The sequence below is a fragment of the Acinetobacter sp. NEB 394 genome, from assembly GCF_013374795.1.
GTDB classification, from domain to species: domain Bacteria; phylum Pseudomonadota; class Gammaproteobacteria; order Pseudomonadales; family Moraxellaceae; genus Acinetobacter; species Acinetobacter johnsonii.
The window spans coordinates 3,317,377-3,332,876 of record NZ_CP055277.1 but is presented as its reverse complement, the minus strand read 5'-3'; the positions used below and the strand labels follow the sequence as shown (position 1 = coordinate 3,332,876).

The 15,500-nt window shown below is 41.5% G+C and carries 14 protein-coding genes and 1 pseudogene; 8 read left to right on the top strand and 7 right to left on the bottom strand.

All coding sequences use genetic code 11. The features are described from left to right. Positions 1-97: 97 nt before the first annotated feature. A complete protein-coding gene (gene serA / locus HUK62_RS16225; RefSeq protein ID WP_004691438.1) occupies positions 98-1,330 on the bottom strand; it encodes a phosphoglycerate dehydrogenase in 1,233 nt (410 codons plus the stop codon). A gap of 364 nt (positions 1,331-1,694) precedes the next feature. Between serA and HUK62_RS16220 the strand changes: the two genes are divergently transcribed. From HUK62_RS16220 to HUK62_RS16190, 7 genes and pseudogenes are all read left to right on the top strand, one after another. Continuing rightward, positions 1,695-3,104 (top strand): FAD-binding oxidoreductase, encoded by a 1,410-nt coding sequence (locus HUK62_RS16220; protein ID WP_176538361.1) that lies wholly within the window; start codon positions 1,695-1,697, stop codon positions 3,102-3,104. Between the two features lie 141 nt (positions 3,105-3,245). Further along, a complete protein-coding gene (locus HUK62_RS16215; protein ID WP_176538360.1) occupies positions 3,246-3,617 on the top strand; it encodes a hypothetical protein in 372 nt (123 codons plus the stop codon). 61 nt (positions 3,618-3,678) lie between these two features. Beyond that, on the top strand, positions 3,679-4,770 hold the full coding sequence (locus HUK62_RS16210; protein WP_176538359.1) for an AbiH family protein: 1,092 nt from the start codon (positions 3,679-3,681) through the stop codon (positions 4,768-4,770). A gap of 7 nt (positions 4,771-4,777) precedes the next feature. Continuing rightward, positions 4,778-5,719 (top strand): annotated as a pseudogene (locus HUK62_RS16205) (IS5 family transposase). A 39-nt stretch (positions 5,720-5,758) separates the two neighbouring features. Beyond that, positions 5,759-6,148, top strand: a complete 390-nt coding sequence (locus HUK62_RS16200) for a hypothetical protein (RefSeq protein WP_176538358.1) — start codon at positions 5,759-5,761, stop codon at positions 6,146-6,148. An 87-nt stretch (positions 6,149-6,235) separates the two neighbouring features. Next, on the top strand, positions 6,236-7,126 hold the full coding sequence (locus tag HUK62_RS16195; RefSeq protein ID WP_176538357.1) for a pirin family protein: 891 nt from the start codon (positions 6,236-6,238) through the stop codon (positions 7,124-7,126). Positions 7,127-7,374: 248 nt separating this feature from the next. Beyond that, positions 7,375-8,604, top strand: coding sequence for an MFS transporter (locus HUK62_RS16190; RefSeq protein ID WP_176538356.1), 1,230 nt, complete (start codon positions 7,375-7,377; stop codon positions 8,602-8,604). 114 nt (positions 8,605-8,718) lie between these two features. Here HUK62_RS16190 and HUK62_RS16185 read toward each other — a convergent pair whose 3' ends face one another. The 5 genes from HUK62_RS16185 to HUK62_RS16165 all read right to left on the bottom strand — a co-directional run bounded on the left by HUK62_RS16185 (position 8,719) and on the right by HUK62_RS16165 (position 14,100). Then, on the bottom strand, positions 8,719-9,018 hold the full coding sequence (locus tag HUK62_RS16185) for a DUF3817 domain-containing protein (RefSeq protein WP_094148677.1): 300 nt from the start codon (positions 9,016-9,018) through the stop codon (positions 8,719-8,721). A 114-nt stretch (positions 9,019-9,132) separates the two neighbouring features. Further along, complete coding sequence (yccS, locus tag HUK62_RS16180; RefSeq protein WP_176538355.1) at positions 9,133-11,283, bottom strand: YccS family putative transporter; 2,151 nt, start codon at positions 11,281-11,283, stop codon at positions 9,133-9,135. Positions 11,284-11,499: 216 nt separating this feature from the next. Further along, positions 11,500-12,051 carry a superoxide dismutase family protein gene (sodC, locus tag HUK62_RS16175; protein ID WP_062032308.1) on the bottom strand — a complete coding sequence of 184 codons (552 nt, stop codon included), beginning with the start codon at positions 12,049-12,051 and terminating at the stop codon, positions 11,500-11,502. Between the two features lie 145 nt (positions 12,052-12,196). Further along, the gene (locus HUK62_RS16170) at positions 12,197-13,318 is read right to left on the bottom strand and encodes an AI-2E family transporter (protein WP_171065377.1); all 1,122 of its coding nucleotides are present in this window, start codon (positions 13,316-13,318) and stop codon (positions 12,197-12,199) included. Between the two features lie 137 nt (positions 13,319-13,455). Then, the gene (locus HUK62_RS16165) at positions 13,456-14,100 is read right to left on the bottom strand and encodes a ParA family protein (protein WP_004977991.1); all 645 of its coding nucleotides are present in this window, start codon (positions 14,098-14,100) and stop codon (positions 13,456-13,458) included. A gap of 124 nt (positions 14,101-14,224) precedes the next feature. Between HUK62_RS16165 and HUK62_RS16160 the strand changes: the two genes are divergently transcribed. Beyond that, a complete protein-coding gene (locus tag HUK62_RS16160; protein WP_004691414.1) occupies positions 14,225-14,698 on the top strand; it encodes a Holliday junction resolvase-like protein in 474 nt (157 codons plus the stop codon). Positions 14,699-14,761: 63 nt separating this feature from the next. On the opposite strand, the gene HUK62_RS16155 is transcribed toward HUK62_RS16160, so the two are convergent. Then, the gene (locus HUK62_RS16155) at positions 14,762-15,403 is read right to left on the bottom strand and encodes a class I SAM-dependent methyltransferase (RefSeq protein ID WP_176538354.1); all 642 of its coding nucleotides are present in this window, start codon (positions 15,401-15,403) and stop codon (positions 14,762-14,764) included. Positions 15,404-15,500: the final 97 nt, after the last annotated feature.

Genomic DNA, 15,500 nt, shown 5'->3' with positions numbered 1-15,500 from the left:
AGCGGAGAATGTGCTTGGGTCGCACATAAAATTTTAACAAGTATTCAAAAATAAAAAAACCACAGCTTGGCAGCTGTGGTTTTTAAATAGAGTCGAATTAGAACAATACGCGAACGCGGATTGTGCCTTCAACGTCTTGTAGAGTATCTAAAGCTTCTTGAGATGCTGTTGCGTCTACATCCATCACCAAGTAACCAACATCACCTTTGGTCATGAGAGACTGACCAGAAATGTTGATGCCGTGTTCAGCAAACAAGTTGTTGATTTTTGACAACACGCCTGGCACGTTTTTGTGGATGTGAAGTAAACGGTGTTTGCCTTCGGTCAATGGTAACGCGATTTCTGGGAAGTTCACCGCAGATAAAGTCATGCCTTTATCTGAATAAGAAACGAATTTCTCAGCCACTTCTAAACCAATGTTCGCTTGAGCTTCCATAGTCGAACCACCCACGTGAGGGGTTAAGATCACGTTTGGAATATTACGTAGTGGAGAAATGAACTCTTCACCATTGGCTTTTGGTTCTTTCGGGAACACGTCAACCGCAGCACCAGCAACATGACCTGATTTCAAGGCATCTGCTAAGTCTTCAATCACGACACATGTACCACGTGCAGCATTGATGAAGATTGCACCTTCTTTCATTTGTGCAAATTTTTCTTTGGTCATGAAGTTACGTGTAGAAGGAACATCAGGTACATGCAAAGAAACGACATCAGCATTGGCTAAAAGTTCGTTTAAGCTACCGACTTGACGTGCATTACCTAATGGTAGTTTCGTTACTGTGTCGAAGTAGATCACTTTCATACCTAAGCTTTCAGCAAGGACAGAAAGTTGTGAACCGATTGAACCGTAACCGACAATCCCTAAAGTTTTACCACGAGTTTCGAACGAACCAACAGCTGACTTGTTCCAACCGCCTGCATGTGTATCTGTCGATTTTTCAGGGACACGGCGAAGAAGAAGAATAGCTTCAGCAAGTACAAGTTCAGCCACTGAACGTGTATTTGAGTATGGTGCGTTAAATACTGGAATACCACGAACCATCGCAGCATTTAAGTTCACTTGGTTGGTACCAATACAGAAACAACCAACAGCGATTAATTTATTCGCTGCTTCAAACACTTCTTCAGTGAGTTGTGTACGGGAACGAATACCAATGAAATGTGCATCTTTAATCGCTTCTTTCAACGCTTCACCTTCAAGCGCTGTTTTACGATAATCGATGTTGGTGTATCCGGCAGCATTTAGTGTGTCGATTGCGTTTTGGTGAACGCCTTCTAACAACAAGAAACGAATTTTATCTTTAGGAAGTGAAAGATGTTGGCTCATTACGGCTCCGCTACAAAGGCCAAATTTAGTGGCGATATAATAGCACGTACCGCGCCCGATATACATTTCCTTTATGCGGACTCTGCTGGGTATTTTTAGCCTCTATAGTGCGTAAAAAAGTCTTTTTGGTCTAATTAAACTAATCATTTCAAAGGTATCCTGAATAAAACAGCTTTTTCTGCGGGAAACAGAAAAAATGCCTTATAATATGACTCCGTGAAAATAAGCCAGTTGCACACTGCTGCTTAAATCCTCACGAACTGCCTGAGCCTTAGGGCATGGAAAGACTGAAATGAAGCGCTTTTCATGCAGAGAACCCTAGCGCCACAAACAACTTGTTTACTTCTTGCAAGGTCTGAAAACGATGAATGCTCCAGTCGCTTTAACCCCAGAGTTATTGACCCAATTGACAGCAATTGTAGGTGAAAACCGCATTAAAACCGATGCGGATAGCCTTGAAAATTGGGGACGCGATCATACCAAACATTTTGATCCAAACCCGTCAGTCATCGTTTTTCCATCGAGCACGGAACAAGTGCAAGCGGTTGTGAAACTTGCAAATGAGTTCAATGTTGCCATTACACCATCAGGTGGTCGTACTGGCTTATCTGCCGGTGCAGTCGCTGCCAATGGTGAAATTGTGGTAAGCATGGACAAGATGAACCAAATCTTGGAATTCTTCCCAGCAGACCGTATGGTTCGCGTCCAAGCAGGTGTGGTGACTGAACAGCTGCAAAACTATGCTGAAGAGCAAGGCATGTATTACCCAGTCGATTTTGCTTCTGCGGGCTCGAGTCAAATTGGTGGAAACATTGGCACCAATGCAGGCGGTATTAAAGTCATTAAATATGGCATGACGCGTAACTGGGTACTCGGTTTAACTGTAGTCACGGGTAAGGGTGATGTGCTGCGTTTGAACAAAGGCATGATCAAAAACGCAACCGGTTATGCACTACAACATTTATTCATTGGTGGTGAAGGGACACTAGGCTTAGTGACTGAAGCTGAAATCAAATTGGAACGCCAACCGCAAGACCTTCAAGTAATGGTATTGGGCGTGCCTGACTTTGATGCTGTAATGCCTGTACTTCATGCTTTCCAAGCAAAAATTGACCTGACTGCATTTGAGTTCTTTGGTGAACTGGCAATGCAAAAAGTGTTGGAACATGGTCATGTACAACGTCCATTTGAAACCGAATGTCCATTCTATGTATTGTTAGAATTTGAAGCGCCATTTGAGCCAATTATGGACAAGGCGATGGAAATTTTTGAGCACTGCATGGAACAAGGTTGGGTACTGGATGGCGTGTTGAGCCAAAGCCTCGATCAAGTGGAAAGTTTATGGCGTTTACGTGAAGACATTTCTGAGTCGATTGCGCCATTTACACCATACAAAAATGATATTTCAGTCTTAATTACTCATGTACCTGCATTTATTAAAGAAATTGATGCGATTGTGGCAAGTAACTACCCTGACTTTGAAATCTGCTGGTTCGGTCATATTGGTGACGGTAATTTACACTTAAATATTTTAAAACCGGCTGACTTAAGCAAAGATGAGTTCTTTGCCAAATGTCAGGTGGTGAATAAATATGTCTTTGAAACCGTGAAAAAATACGACGGTTCAATTTCTGCGGAGCACGGTGTTGGTATGACCAAAAAGCCATACCTTGACTACACTCGTTCGGCGGAAGAAATTGAATATATGAAGGCATTGAAGCAAGTTTTCGATCCAAATGGCATTATGAACCCAGGTAAATTATTCGACCTTTAAGTTCGAATTGAGTTTTAAAAGCGCATCCACCGTGATGCGCTTTTTTTATGGCTGAAGGGACTGAATTACATTTACTAAATAGTGTAATAGGCCTAAAAAAGGCATGATGGATTGATAAATAATGAATTTTGGGTGGGATTTATGTTGCGTCTTATTTTAGCTTCAGCCGTATGTGTGGGATTATTGTCAGGTTGTGTGACGACCAAAGAGTTAGTGAATAAAGTCGGTTCGTCAGATACGCCGTTGGCTCAGGTACTCAAAGAGCGTCCAGATTTGCGTAATGAGTTAGCTACGGTTGAAATCCGCCAGTACTTTAATACAGTGGAGTCCCCGACTGCGGCAGAAGTCAAAGTGACTGAAACAGGTTTGTTAGATGATTCAGTAAAGTCGGTGCGTACCGTGTATAACTTTAAGTTGGTTGATGGCGACTGGGAAAAAACTGCGACGAAAACCTCTTACCAATGTGCGCGCGGTAAAAATACCAAAAACTTCCAAACAACGAAGTGTGCATAATAAATCTTTGATTTATGGTTGAAATGTAGACGATTCTACCTCATAAAAAGCGTATCGGTTGATGCGCTTTTTTGCTTTTTGGGGTTTTATAAAAATGAATATTTTGATTGTTGGGAACGGTTTTGATTTGTCGCACTATTTGCCGACGAAGTACGACCATTTTATGGTCGCAATGGAAGCAATAGAAAATTGGGATGTGTTAAAAGGTGACATGAATTTTGATGATCTGTTTGGTGCTTTATATGAGAAAGAAAGCTATTTTTTTGATAAAACAAAAGTAATCTATAAGACTGAAAATATAAATTTAGCTGTTGAACAAGTTGAAGAATTACAAAAGAAGCTTAAAGAAAATGTTTGGTATCATTACTTTTCAGATCACGTTAAAGAAGTTAAAACTTGGATTGATTTTGAAGTCAAAATTGAAAATGCACTGAATACAGTGAATAAATTTTTAAACCAAGTTGAATCAAGCTTTGAAGAGTTTGGTGATTGTAACTTTCCAATTCATTTAATTCAAAATGGAGAGCAGAAAAAAGTTGCTGAACAATATTATCTTTCATTACTCGAATGTAATCACCTAATGAATTTGAGACTTCTTGCCAAAAATAGTAATTATGGTCAGCATGTCGATTTTTGGACCGATGAGAAGTTTGCGGAAATAGGTTCTCTATGGTTCATCTCGCAAGAAAAACCTGAATATGGTTTTTCTAAAGATATGTATTTAAATTTTTTAGTTAATCAGTTGGATGATTTTATTTTCATCTTTAATCTATATTTAGAATTGATTGTTTCTAAGCTAATTGAAAATTGTAGTTTGAGTATTAACTTAGAAGCACGGTTAGTGCCAGATAAGATTTATTCTTTCAATTATACAAATACTTACCAGCGAATTCATAAAGAAGTCATAGTTGAATATTTGCATGGTAGTTATGGGCAGGATCAAAATATAGTTTTAGGGATATCAGATTTAAACGATGATTCTTTGAAAAAGCTAAAAGCATATGGTTTTACCAAATACCATCAGAAGCTTTTTAAAGATACGGATTATTTATTTCTAGATGAATATAAAAATAATATTTTAGAAAATGAAGATGATATTTTGGCTTGGCTTTGTTGCACAAACCTATCTGTAAAGGCTTTTTCAGCGATATAATTTTCAAATGAAGAAGCCTACACATAAAATCTACCGCACAACCAATTGGCCCGCATATAACCGAGCACTCGTTCATCGCGGAAATATTGCCATTTGGTTTGATCCTGCTACGCAATGGTATGCTCCATCAAAAGGCAAAATAAGGGCGAAATCAAACCTACTCCGATGCAGCCATCTAATGCTGCTTAATGATTAAATCCTTACTCCGTCTGTCTTTACGTATGGTCACTGGCTTTGTGCAAAGTCTGATTAAACTTTGCGGATGAGCAGCTACGAATATCAGTGATATTCGTACACCACGCTTTGTAGAAGACAAAAGCATATTGATATTGTAATCAGCTACCAAAAAAGTAGCGATGGGCTGCATCTACTCATGGACTCTACAGGCATGAAGTTTCTAGGTGAGGGCGAATGGAAATGCAAGAAACATGGACCTGAATATCGTCGCCAATGGCGTAAACTTCATATTGGTATAGATGCTAAAACCCTACAAATACGAGCAGTTCAGCTTACAACCAATAATGTCAGTGATTCACAGGTGCTTGGTGATTTACTTAATCAGATTCCACAAGATGAGCAGATTAACTGTGTTTATACCGATGGAGCTTATGACACCAAGCAATGCCGTGAGGTCATTGCAGATCGGCAAGCGCATGCGGTGATTCCACCTAGAAAAAATGCGAAACCATGGAAAGATACAAAGAGTAGCTCGCTAGAGCGAAATGAATTACTTCGAACAATTAAACGTTTAGGCAGGACACTATGGAAAAAATGGTCAGGCTATCATCGTCGAAGTTTGGTTGAAACTAAGATGCATTGCATCAAATTATTAGGAGATAAACTCAGCGCAAGGAGTTTTGATAGCCAAGTGAATGAAATCCATGCACGTGTAGCAGTCCTTAACAGATTTACGGAATTAGGTCGACCACTTACCCAAGTTACGCCTTAAATTTAGCTCAATTAGGGGCGCTTTGCATTTCAAATCTTTGTGCAACAAAGCCTTTTGGCTTTGAAAGATGAATTGAAGGGTGAAAATAGATCCAATTATCGTGATGATTTAAATAGAAGAATTAGGGCAAAGCAGAATGAGGGTAAATTGAACTTAGAAATAACAATTTGGGGACATTCACTAGATATTTCGGATAAAGATTACATTCTAGATTTATTTGGTTTAAATGATGATATCGATCGGAATGTTCGAGTTACTGTTTATTACTTTAATAAAACTGCAAAATTTTCATTACTTAATAATTTGTTAGCAATTTTGGGTAAAGACAAAGTTGAGCAATGGATGAAAAATAAATGGCTTTGCTTTAAGCCTAACCCAGAAATTAAATTTTTTGCTCAAGAAAGCCCAGATGTAGATCAAGCATCCTAAATTCAAAACACTGAAACTCATCTAACCTATCGAACGGGGTTGTTTGGTAGGCTATGATCAAATTATTCAAATGATAAGCAGAATAAAATGAAAACCCTTGCCTTTATTCACTCAGAAAGTACACGGACGGCTGTTGGCGACTTTGCCCCAGTCGTCTGTGTGTTTTCACACTATGAACTAGGGAACTCGGTTTCACCTTTTCTATTGCTGGATCATATAGGCCCGAGTTATTTACAGCCAACTCGCTTAAAAAAGGGCGTGAGTGAACATCCGCATCGTGGCTTTGAAACCGTAACCATTGTTTACCAAGGTGAGCTTGCCCATCAGGATTCTACAGGTGGTGGCGGTGTGATTGGGGCAGGGGATGTACAGTGGATGACGGCAGGGGCTGGAGTACTGCACGAAGAAGTGTTTAGTGAGGCATTTTCCAAAACAGGCGGGGCATTTGAAATGATCCAGTTGTGGGTCAATTTGCCTGCCAAAGATAAAATGAATCCTGCACGTTATCAACACTTGAGTCATGAAGCCATTCCAAAGCTTGAGTTGGCGCAAGCTCAAGGAATGGTCAGGGTGATTGCAGGGACGTATGAAAGCCAGACGGGGCCTGCTCAAACGCATAGCCCTATGAACGTGTTGGATGTTCAGCTTACAGCGGGTACGAAAACAGTTTTACCTGCATCGGAAGGTGAGACGACACTGCTGTATATTCGTAGTGGTCGTCTTCAGCTCAATAGCAGAGAAATGATAGAAGCACAGCAGATGGTAGTCATGTCCAATCATGGTGAGGACTTTGAAATAAAAGCGGTACAAGACAGCGCTTTTTTATTACTCAGTGGGCAGCCTTTAAATGAACCGATTTATGGACGCGGTTATTTTGTCATGAACACCTTCACCGAAGTTTTACAGGCGTATGAGGACTTAAAACAAGGGCATTTTATTGCGCCTAATACAAAACCAAATGCGACAGATGAAACTTAAAAAAGTAACAATACAAACAGATGCAACACTGCTAAAATAGCTTAACTGAGCTTTGTCAGTGTCACCGCTCAGTCTATTTTAATAACACCTTTTCTAAAAACGCTTTGTGAATACAGCGTAAAACCAGTGTGCATTTCTCGCACCCATACATTTTTTATTCAATTTTACAGTGCTTGCCATTGGGTTTAGTCGTCTCTCCCTCTAACTGACTTTGCTCAGGCTTGTACGCATTTTATATGTAGATAACAATGCAAAACGTACAAACTTTAAAGTTAAGCCGTGCCACATTGATGTTTCCTTTGGCATTGGTTTTATTCGAATTTTCGGTCTATATCGGTAACGATTTAGTCCAGCCTGCTATGCTCGCGATTACCCAAGACTTTGGAGTAAGCAGTGCGTGGGCACCATCCTCTATGTCCTTTTACTTACTGGGCGGTGCTTGTGTCGCGTGGCTGCTTGGACCACTCTCAGACCGTTTAGGCCGTAAAAAAGTGTTGCTCGCAGGTGTGGCATTTTTCGTGCTGACCTGCCTCGCGATTTTACTCACTCAAAATATTGAGTCTTTTTTGGCGCTCCGCTTTTTACAAGGCGTGGGGCTATCGATGATTTCTGCAGTGGGTTATGCCGCAGTACAGGAAAGTTTTGAAGAGCGTGATGCTATTAAAGTCATGGCACTCATGGCCAATATTTCTTTGTTGGCACCGCTGCTTGGTCCCGTTGTGGGCGCATTTATGATTGACCATGTGTCATGGCATTGGGGCTTTATTGGCATCGCCTTTTTGGCTTTTTTAAGTTGGTTTGGTTTAAAAGCCAAAATGCCTGCGACACAACAGCGTCATACTAAAAAGCCGCTGCGCTATATTTGGGATGACTATAAAACGGTCTATAAAAATAAGACCTTTTTGGCGCTTACCTTTGGCCTACCTATGGTCGCGATGCCTTTGATGCTGTGGATTGCGCTGTCACCCGTGATTTTGGTGGAAGAACTTGGCTTGAGCAGTATGCAATACGGCTTAGCGCAGTTCCCCGTCTTGGGTGGTCTCATTCTGGGCAACATTGTACTGATTAAAGTCATCGACAAAATGGCACTCGGTAAAACTGTATTAATTGGTTTACCTTTGATGTTCGTCGGTACGCTGTTGGTGGTGCTCGGCACCATTTTCCAAAGCTATTTCTTGCCGTTACTGATTGTGGGGATGACTTTGGTGAGCTTTGGCGAAGGTATCAGTTTTTCTGTGTTATACCGCTTTGCTTTGATGTCATCGGAAGTGTCCAAAGGGACGGTTGCTGCAGCCGTTTCGGTACTGATGATGTTTACGTTCTTCTTCGTGATTGAACTGGTTCGCATGGCTTATGTGGCATTTGGTCTTTGGGCCTACAGTTTGGTCTGTCTCATTTTGATTGCGTTATGGTTTAGCTTTCCACGTGCGACCGTGAAAAAAGTGATGCAAAAACGTCTTGAGCGTGGTGTTTACTAAGATTTTATTCACTGAGTTCCGCTAAGCTCACATCATAAAAAAGCGCGCATTCATTTGAATGGGCGCTTTTTTATTACTGCTTTAAAAAATCCTTTTTAAAGCCAGTTTTTAAACTCAGGCTTCAGCTTGCTCAGGTTCTAATTTTTTAATTTTGGTATCAAACACAAAAGGACCAAAGGGTAAGATTGAAGCGATCAGACCTAAAATAAACATCTTCAAAGACCATTTTTGCTTTTCACAGACCACAAACAGCACGATGAGAAACAGGATAAATAATACGCCATGCCCCATACCCACGTATTTGACTAGCATCGGGTTATCAAAGATGTATTTCATTGGCATCGCAATGAATAACAACAGTAAAAAAGAAATCCCTTCTAAAAATCCTACAACACGTAATGTCTGAATGTTCATGGTCAAAAAATCTATGAGAATGAAGCTCGAGTGTACGCAAGAACCTGATAAAAATGAACCACAATACACCCGTACATCATGAAGCTTTTAAAGATCGCTGTTGTGTCATCCGTTTTATTTAATATCTCGGGCCAGCAGTTCAGTTTTTAACTTCAGCAATTCGGGCAAGGTTTCCAGTAATAGACTGATTTGTTTGAGTACCAAGTGTAAATTCTGATTCATTGTTTCTTGCGCATTTAAGCGTTTAATCTCTGCCAGTTTTTGCTGGATGTCGAGTTCAGCTAATGCCTGCTGATGGAGCAGTACATGATTCAACGTATTTTGACACCACAACATGAGTTCCAGCACTTGTGTATCCTGCACCAATTCTCGGTGACTTCCCAAAGCAGAAATATAACTGAGTTGACTGTGGCTATATACCAAGTAGCGAAAAGCATGATGTATCAGTTCTGGGTTTGGATTGGGCTCGGTACTGAGACTAGAAATCATGTTCGCCAGTTCGGTTTGGGCATTATGCGCAGTACGACGCGCACTGCGGTAAGCCAGACTATTATTTTTGCCGTGTTGATATTGTTCACAGATGGCATTGAAATAGTTGAGGGTTGCATCGGATGCTTTTTTTATGGTGTTGGAAATATTGCGGAAGTCCCAATCGGGCCAAATAAAACTCACTGCGAACCAAGCAATGGCACAACCAATGAGGGTGTCTATAATTCGCGGTAAAATAATGGCATAGCCTGCACCTTTTAAATTAAAGATCAGCAGTACCATGAGTGTTGCCATCAGGGTCGCCATGGCATATTTCTTGGAACTGAGATAGAAAAAGCACACGCCAAAAATAATGGTTAGTAGCAGTTGTCCTTCAATACTTGGGACGAAATACAGCAGCGGAATCCCTAAAACAACGCCCAAAATAGTGCCCAAGGTTCGCATTTTTAAGCGGCTTTTGGTGGCAAAATAACGCATTTGGCAAACGAATAAACTGGTGAGCAAAATCCAATAGCCATGTTGCGCAAAGGGCAGAAGCGAGATGCCATAACCTACAGCAAAGACAAAGGCGATGCGTACCGCATGTCGAAACAGTGCGGATTGGGGGGTGAGATGTTGACTGAGTTTGAGCCACAGATCATGCCAATCATGGATATCATCATCATATAAGTTGAGGTTATCAATATGCTGTTGATAACGCTGTTCTTGGCGCGATTGTAGTTCGTTGAGGTGCTGAAAACGTTCATGAACACTGTCCAAATTATTTAAAATCAGTTGTAGGTTTTTGACTTCAATATTGTGTGGATGATCTCGAATCCAGTCCTGCATGGAACTGTGTAAATTCAGCAACGCCTGAGTGGTCGTTGGATCTGATACATAGGTTTGATTGTTCAAAATACACCGTGCCAAAGCCTGACAGGCAAGGGCTTGCAGTCGAATATTTTTTTGAATACGAAAAATGAGATCAGTTCGGCTAAAGTTTTGATGTAACTGCTCATAGTGTAAATAATTAGAGCTGGCTTGTTCATGAATGTCTTGAACGAGAAAATAGAGGTTGAGCCAATAAATTGTATTTTGGTTGGCGCGAGATGCTTTTAGTCGCGTCAGTAGTGAGCTTTTGGTGTGGTTAAAACTTTGCACCACAGTACTGTTTTGTAAGGATAAATCATAGAGCAGCGCTTCTACATTGTCTCGATTGTCTGGGTCGAATAGACGTGCTTTTGCGTTGAGCAAATCGGCAACTTGATTAAAACAGCGGGTTAAGTTGTCCTGAACGGCCAAGGTGGGTTTAAGAATATAAAACACAATAGCGGTACAGCCATACCACAATGCTCCCAAGATAAAACAACCGGGTTGAAAGTACCAAGCCGAATATTCACCTAGGCCAAACATACTGTATAGGGAAAGTAAAATGGTACCAAAGCTCATTGCTGCATAGCGTTGCCCCAGTGCCCCCAGTAAAATAAAACAAGCACTAGACAGTGATAAATATAAGATGAAAAAGAATTTATAAGGATGTAAAAAATCTAAAATGCTACTAACACTAAAGAACAAGATACAGACATAGGCAAGGTTTCTGAGACGAATACTGAGCCTATCGTCGAAGTCGGTCAGGGCTGTTGCAATTGCACCTAATGTGGTCGGAACAATAAGCTGTTGTAGTCCTAAAAAATATAAACCTAAGGTTGTGCCACTCAGCACAATCAAAATTTGCAAGCAATACATAAAAATTGCATTGGACTGAAAGGACTGAAACCACTGACGAAGATTGTTCACGATGTAATAGTCTAGGCTTAGTTTTATTTTGGTTTTAGCCTGAACTTTTTTCAGGGCACTGTCAATTTAATGCTGTGGTCCATCACATCAGAAATTCACCTATGACAATAAAAATGCAGCGGAACATGACTCCGCTGCATTGTGTGTATAAGTCGAAACTTATCCACAGATACGAGGTCAGAACACTGTTTTATTCACAGTGCAAAGGCGATAGCCTTATTTAATCACGCCACACGCAATACGGTCACCGCCACCGCCAAGTGGTTTAGGGGTATCTGAATAGTTATCACCACCTGCATGTACCATTACGGCTAAGCCTTCAACGTCGGCTAAACTTAAGCGAGGAGCGAGTAAATTGACTTTTGCATTGCCTGCTGAGTCGACATTCAAGATTGGTAAATCACCCATATGGCCATTGAGTGGTGTGCCGTGGTTTGGCGCTTTTTCTGGGTTAAAGTGTCCCCCAGCGGCTAAAGCAGCCACAGGTTTTCCTTCTTTTTCAGCTACATCACACGAACCTTTTTCATGGATATGAAAACCGTGTGGGCCGGGTGGAAGTTGAGTCAAATTGGTTTGAATTGCTAAACCAACAGGGCTATCAATAAAACGAATGGTGCCAATTTTTTGTCCCACACCTGTAGTTGAAACAGCGTGTACATCGACGTCTTTGACTATCGTGTTGGTTTCAGTAGGTGTAGTGGTACATGCCACAGTCCCTAAACCGATTAAAGTCACAAGTGCGCTTAGTTTGAAAGCAGAAGACAACATGTTGGATCCTTTTTTCCTTAAAATTCAGAACCACTCAAACAAAGCCAAGGCTTCGGTTCAATGTTGTCCGTACAGCGTTTTTGTATCTGACATAAAAAAGCGCATACTTTCGAGGAAAGCATGCGCTCAAGTCATTTCACAGAACTTATTTTTTGGGTGTATCTAAAGGCTCTTCAGGTGGATCATAAGCCAATGTCGCTTTCGGCATCATGAGGGGTTCATTGACTTGTTCATGTAGCCATTCGCGCCAAATGGCTAACAGTACCGCTAGAATCACGGGGCCGACAAACAAGCCGACCATACCAAAGCTGGCTAAACCACCCAATACACCAAACATGATGAGCAAGAACGGAATTTGCGTTGCACCTGAGATCACCAATGGGCGAATCACATTGTCTGCTGTGCTGACCACACAGACACCCCACGCCATCACTCCAATCGCTTCAATAGTCTGCCCTTGAGAGAATAACCATAAAGACACGGCACTATATGCTACAGGAGGGCCAAAAGGAATGAGTGCAAAGATAAAAGTCACAATGGTCAGTACCATTGGGTTTGGGACACCAGCAACAAAATAGCTCAGGCCTGCCAAGAGTGCTTGCGCAATTGCAGTCAGGCCAACTCCATAGACCACAGCACGCGTGGTTTCTGAAATGGTGTCTAAATAGTGGTGGATACGTGGGCCAATCACCATTTCCAGCGCTTTACTGACCTGATTTAAAATGGTTTGTCCGTCACGATAGAAGAAGAATAACGACATCACCGCAAAACAGAGTTTAAAAATATTCTTACTGATTTCACTCAGCACCAAACGACCATAATTTAAATGGCTTTGAAACCAGCCCGAGACATTCTGCACAATACTGTTCGGATCGGTATTGATTTCTTTTAAAGTACGAGTGACTTCTTTGCCAATAATGGGCAAGTCCCGAATAAATTGAGGGACATCTAAATGACCTGAGAACACTTGTCTTTGCAATTCATAAAACAGATTACGACCTTCATGCTGTAGCATAAAGATGGCAAAGGTCAGCGGGATACCGACAACTAATACCACCATACTGATCATGATGGTGGCGCTTAAGGTTGGACGCGGTCCACAGAGTTTCTGTACTGAGTGATATAAAGGCCAAGTGATGTAGGCAATAATCGCAGCCCAAAGCACAGGTACAATAAAGTATTTCAGGACTTGAAAGCTCAAATAGAACAGAATAAAAATCAGTCCAAATAACAATACTTTTTGTAAGGCTGGTGCGTATCGTTGCACGGTATTCACTGCTATATCTCTAAGGTCAAAGTCATATTAACTGAAAAAAATGCGCACGAGAACGTACCCTTGGTAAGTTCTCGTGAATAACCGACTATAAATAGGGAATAGCCCTGTTTTATCTATAGCAAAATATTTTAGAACCAAGCACTTGGGTCATCGACAATGGCGTTGAGCAGCGGTTGCCATTGGCTTTGAATGGAGAGGTAATTCTTTTGTGTTTTATCAAATACGCTTAAACCTTGCATTGCCAATTGGCCATATGCGGTACGTTCTGAAATCCATGCTACAGGCTGCTGTTCAATTTTCGCAAAAAAATCTTGGATGTCTTTGGCACTGGCACTATTGGCTTTGACACGATTGGCCAAAAGCAAAATTTGCACTTTGCCTTTACGAATGCGTTTAATATCTTGTAAATGCTTTAAAAAACGACGGGTACTGTCAATATCAAAAAACGAGGGTTGCAGTGGCGTCACAATCGCATGCGCTTCACTGACCAGCTGTTCGGCATGCTCACCAGACAACGCACCCGGCGCATCGATAATTAAATATTCAATGTTTTTAGGCACTTCACCTATCGATTTCTCATGGCGCCAATCTAAACTTTGAATATGCGCCACTTGCTCTGGACGCTGTTTTAACCACTGACGAGCAGATTTTTGATTATCGGCATCGGCCAAAGCCACTTTATAACCTTTTTGTGCGAGTGCCGAAGCTAAATTGATTGCGGTTATCGTTTTGCCACAGCCACCTTTTTGGTTGGCGATTAATATCGTTTTCATGACCTTAAATGATTTTATTCTGCTCACCTCTAGCATATCATTCTTTTGTGTGTCGCATATGACACCAAACCAAAGTTGTAAGTTTAAATCTTGCTACCTAGTAGCACAAAATTAGGAAAAAACCATGTCCATATGGATGGCAATGTTGATCGGTGCAGCAATTGGTGTGGTATTGACCACCCTTATTTTAAGTCACAGCCGAAATGGACGCATCAAAGCAGAATATGAGCGCTACATTGCCGAATTAGAACTAGAGCATCAGCAGGCTTTGGCTCAAGCACAAAAGCGCAGTGTCAATACCAGTCGTGCAGTGCTCAAAGGTAAAATGGCGGAGCAACTGGCACCGATTATGCCGCAGTTTGAATACTTACCCAGCGATGCCAAGTTTTTGGGTGATCCTGTCGACTATGTGGTCTTTGATGGTTATACCGACCTGCGTGATGGTGAGGGGAGAGCAGAAGATATTGAAATTGTTCTCATTGATATTAAAAGCGGTGGGGCGAGGCTGACCAAAGGACAAGTTGCTATTGCACAAGCGATTCAAGCAGGGCGGGTTCGTTTTGAAACGGTCCGCATCGACTTCGATACGATCGAATAAGCTTGATAATGTCTACCCATGAAGGCATTTCTTTATATAGAGCAGATGCTTTCTACATGACTATCATGATCCATCGCTTGAGTGTGGCTTTTGAGCACGTGCAAAAAACATCAGTTGTCCGAGTTTCGGAATACCTTCGGCATAAAAGTAGTGTTGTTCTATCAAATTAAAACCTGCTGCTTTTAAGGCCTGTTCAATGTTTCGATTGAGATGGCAGCCATCGGCTAAACGCTTTTGCACAGGCGTGAGTAAGTGTTGTAGGCGCTGAATATAAAGGTTATTTGTATTTAATACATGTTCCACCACATGCAAGGTGCCACCCGGTTTGAGCACGCGTAATATTTCCGCCAAAGCCAGTTCTAGCTCAGCAATACTACACAGTGTCCATGTACTGACCACATGCTCAAGGCTCTGGTCAGCAAAAGGCAGCTTTTCCGCACGGGCTTGTACATGATGCACTTCAAATGCTGCTGCTTGTACCCGCTCTAAAGCCAAATGATAAATTTCAGGACTGGGTTCAAGGGCAAAGACAGTATCGACATTTTGATAAAAGGGTAGATTCAGCCCTGTACCAAAACCAATTTCCAATACCTCTCCCTGAATTGGCAAAAGCAGTTCGCGGCGCTTGTCCATTAAGCTTGGTACTTGCATGACCTGATTCAGGACATGCGGAAAGATGTGCTGTTGATAGTATTTATAAAGCATGATTGTTTTTTGGGGCTCTGTTCTTCAGCTCTAGCCTAACTGAAAAGTGCTGTGGCTAAAAGTAGACTGCATAATTCGTTCACAATGTTACTAAGTT

Bases quoted from the DNA above. Each gene is read 5' to 3' on its own strand.
- serA (WP_004691438.1), bottom strand. From the start codon at position 1,330: ATGAGCCAACATCTTTCACTTCCTAAAGATAAAATTCGTTTCTTGTTG.
- HUK62_RS16220 (WP_176538361.1), top strand. From the start codon at position 1,695: ATGAATGCTCCAGTCGCTTTAACCCCAGAGTTATTGACCCAATTGACA.
- HUK62_RS16215 (WP_176538360.1), top strand. From the start codon at position 3,246: ATGTTGCGTCTTATTTTAGCTTCAGCCGTATGTGTGGGATTATTGTCA.
- HUK62_RS16210 (WP_176538359.1), top strand. From the start codon at position 3,679: ATGCGCTTTTTTGCTTTTTGGGGTTTTATAAAAATGAATATTTTGATT.
- HUK62_RS16195 (WP_176538357.1), top strand. From the start codon at position 6,236: ATGAAAACCCTTGCCTTTATTCACTCAGAAAGTACACGGACGGCTGTT.
- HUK62_RS16190 (WP_176538356.1), top strand. From the start codon at position 7,375: ATGCAAAACGTACAAACTTTAAAGTTAAGCCGTGCCACATTGATGTTT.
- HUK62_RS16185 (WP_094148677.1), bottom strand. From the start codon at position 9,018: ATGAACATTCAGACATTACGTGTTGTAGGATTTTTAGAAGGGATTTCT.
- sodC (WP_062032308.1), bottom strand. From the start codon at position 12,051: ATGTTGTCTTCTGCTTTCAAACTAAGCGCACTTGTGACTTTAATCGGT.
- HUK62_RS16165 (WP_004977991.1), bottom strand. From the start codon at position 14,100: ATGAAAACGATATTAATCGCCAACCAAAAAGGTGGCTGTGGCAAAACG.
- HUK62_RS16160 (WP_004691414.1), top strand. From the start codon at position 14,225: ATGTCCATATGGATGGCAATGTTGATCGGTGCAGCAATTGGTGTGGTA.
- HUK62_RS16155 (WP_176538354.1), bottom strand. From the start codon at position 15,403: ATGCTTTATAAATACTATCAACAGCACATCTTTCCGCATGTCCTGAAT.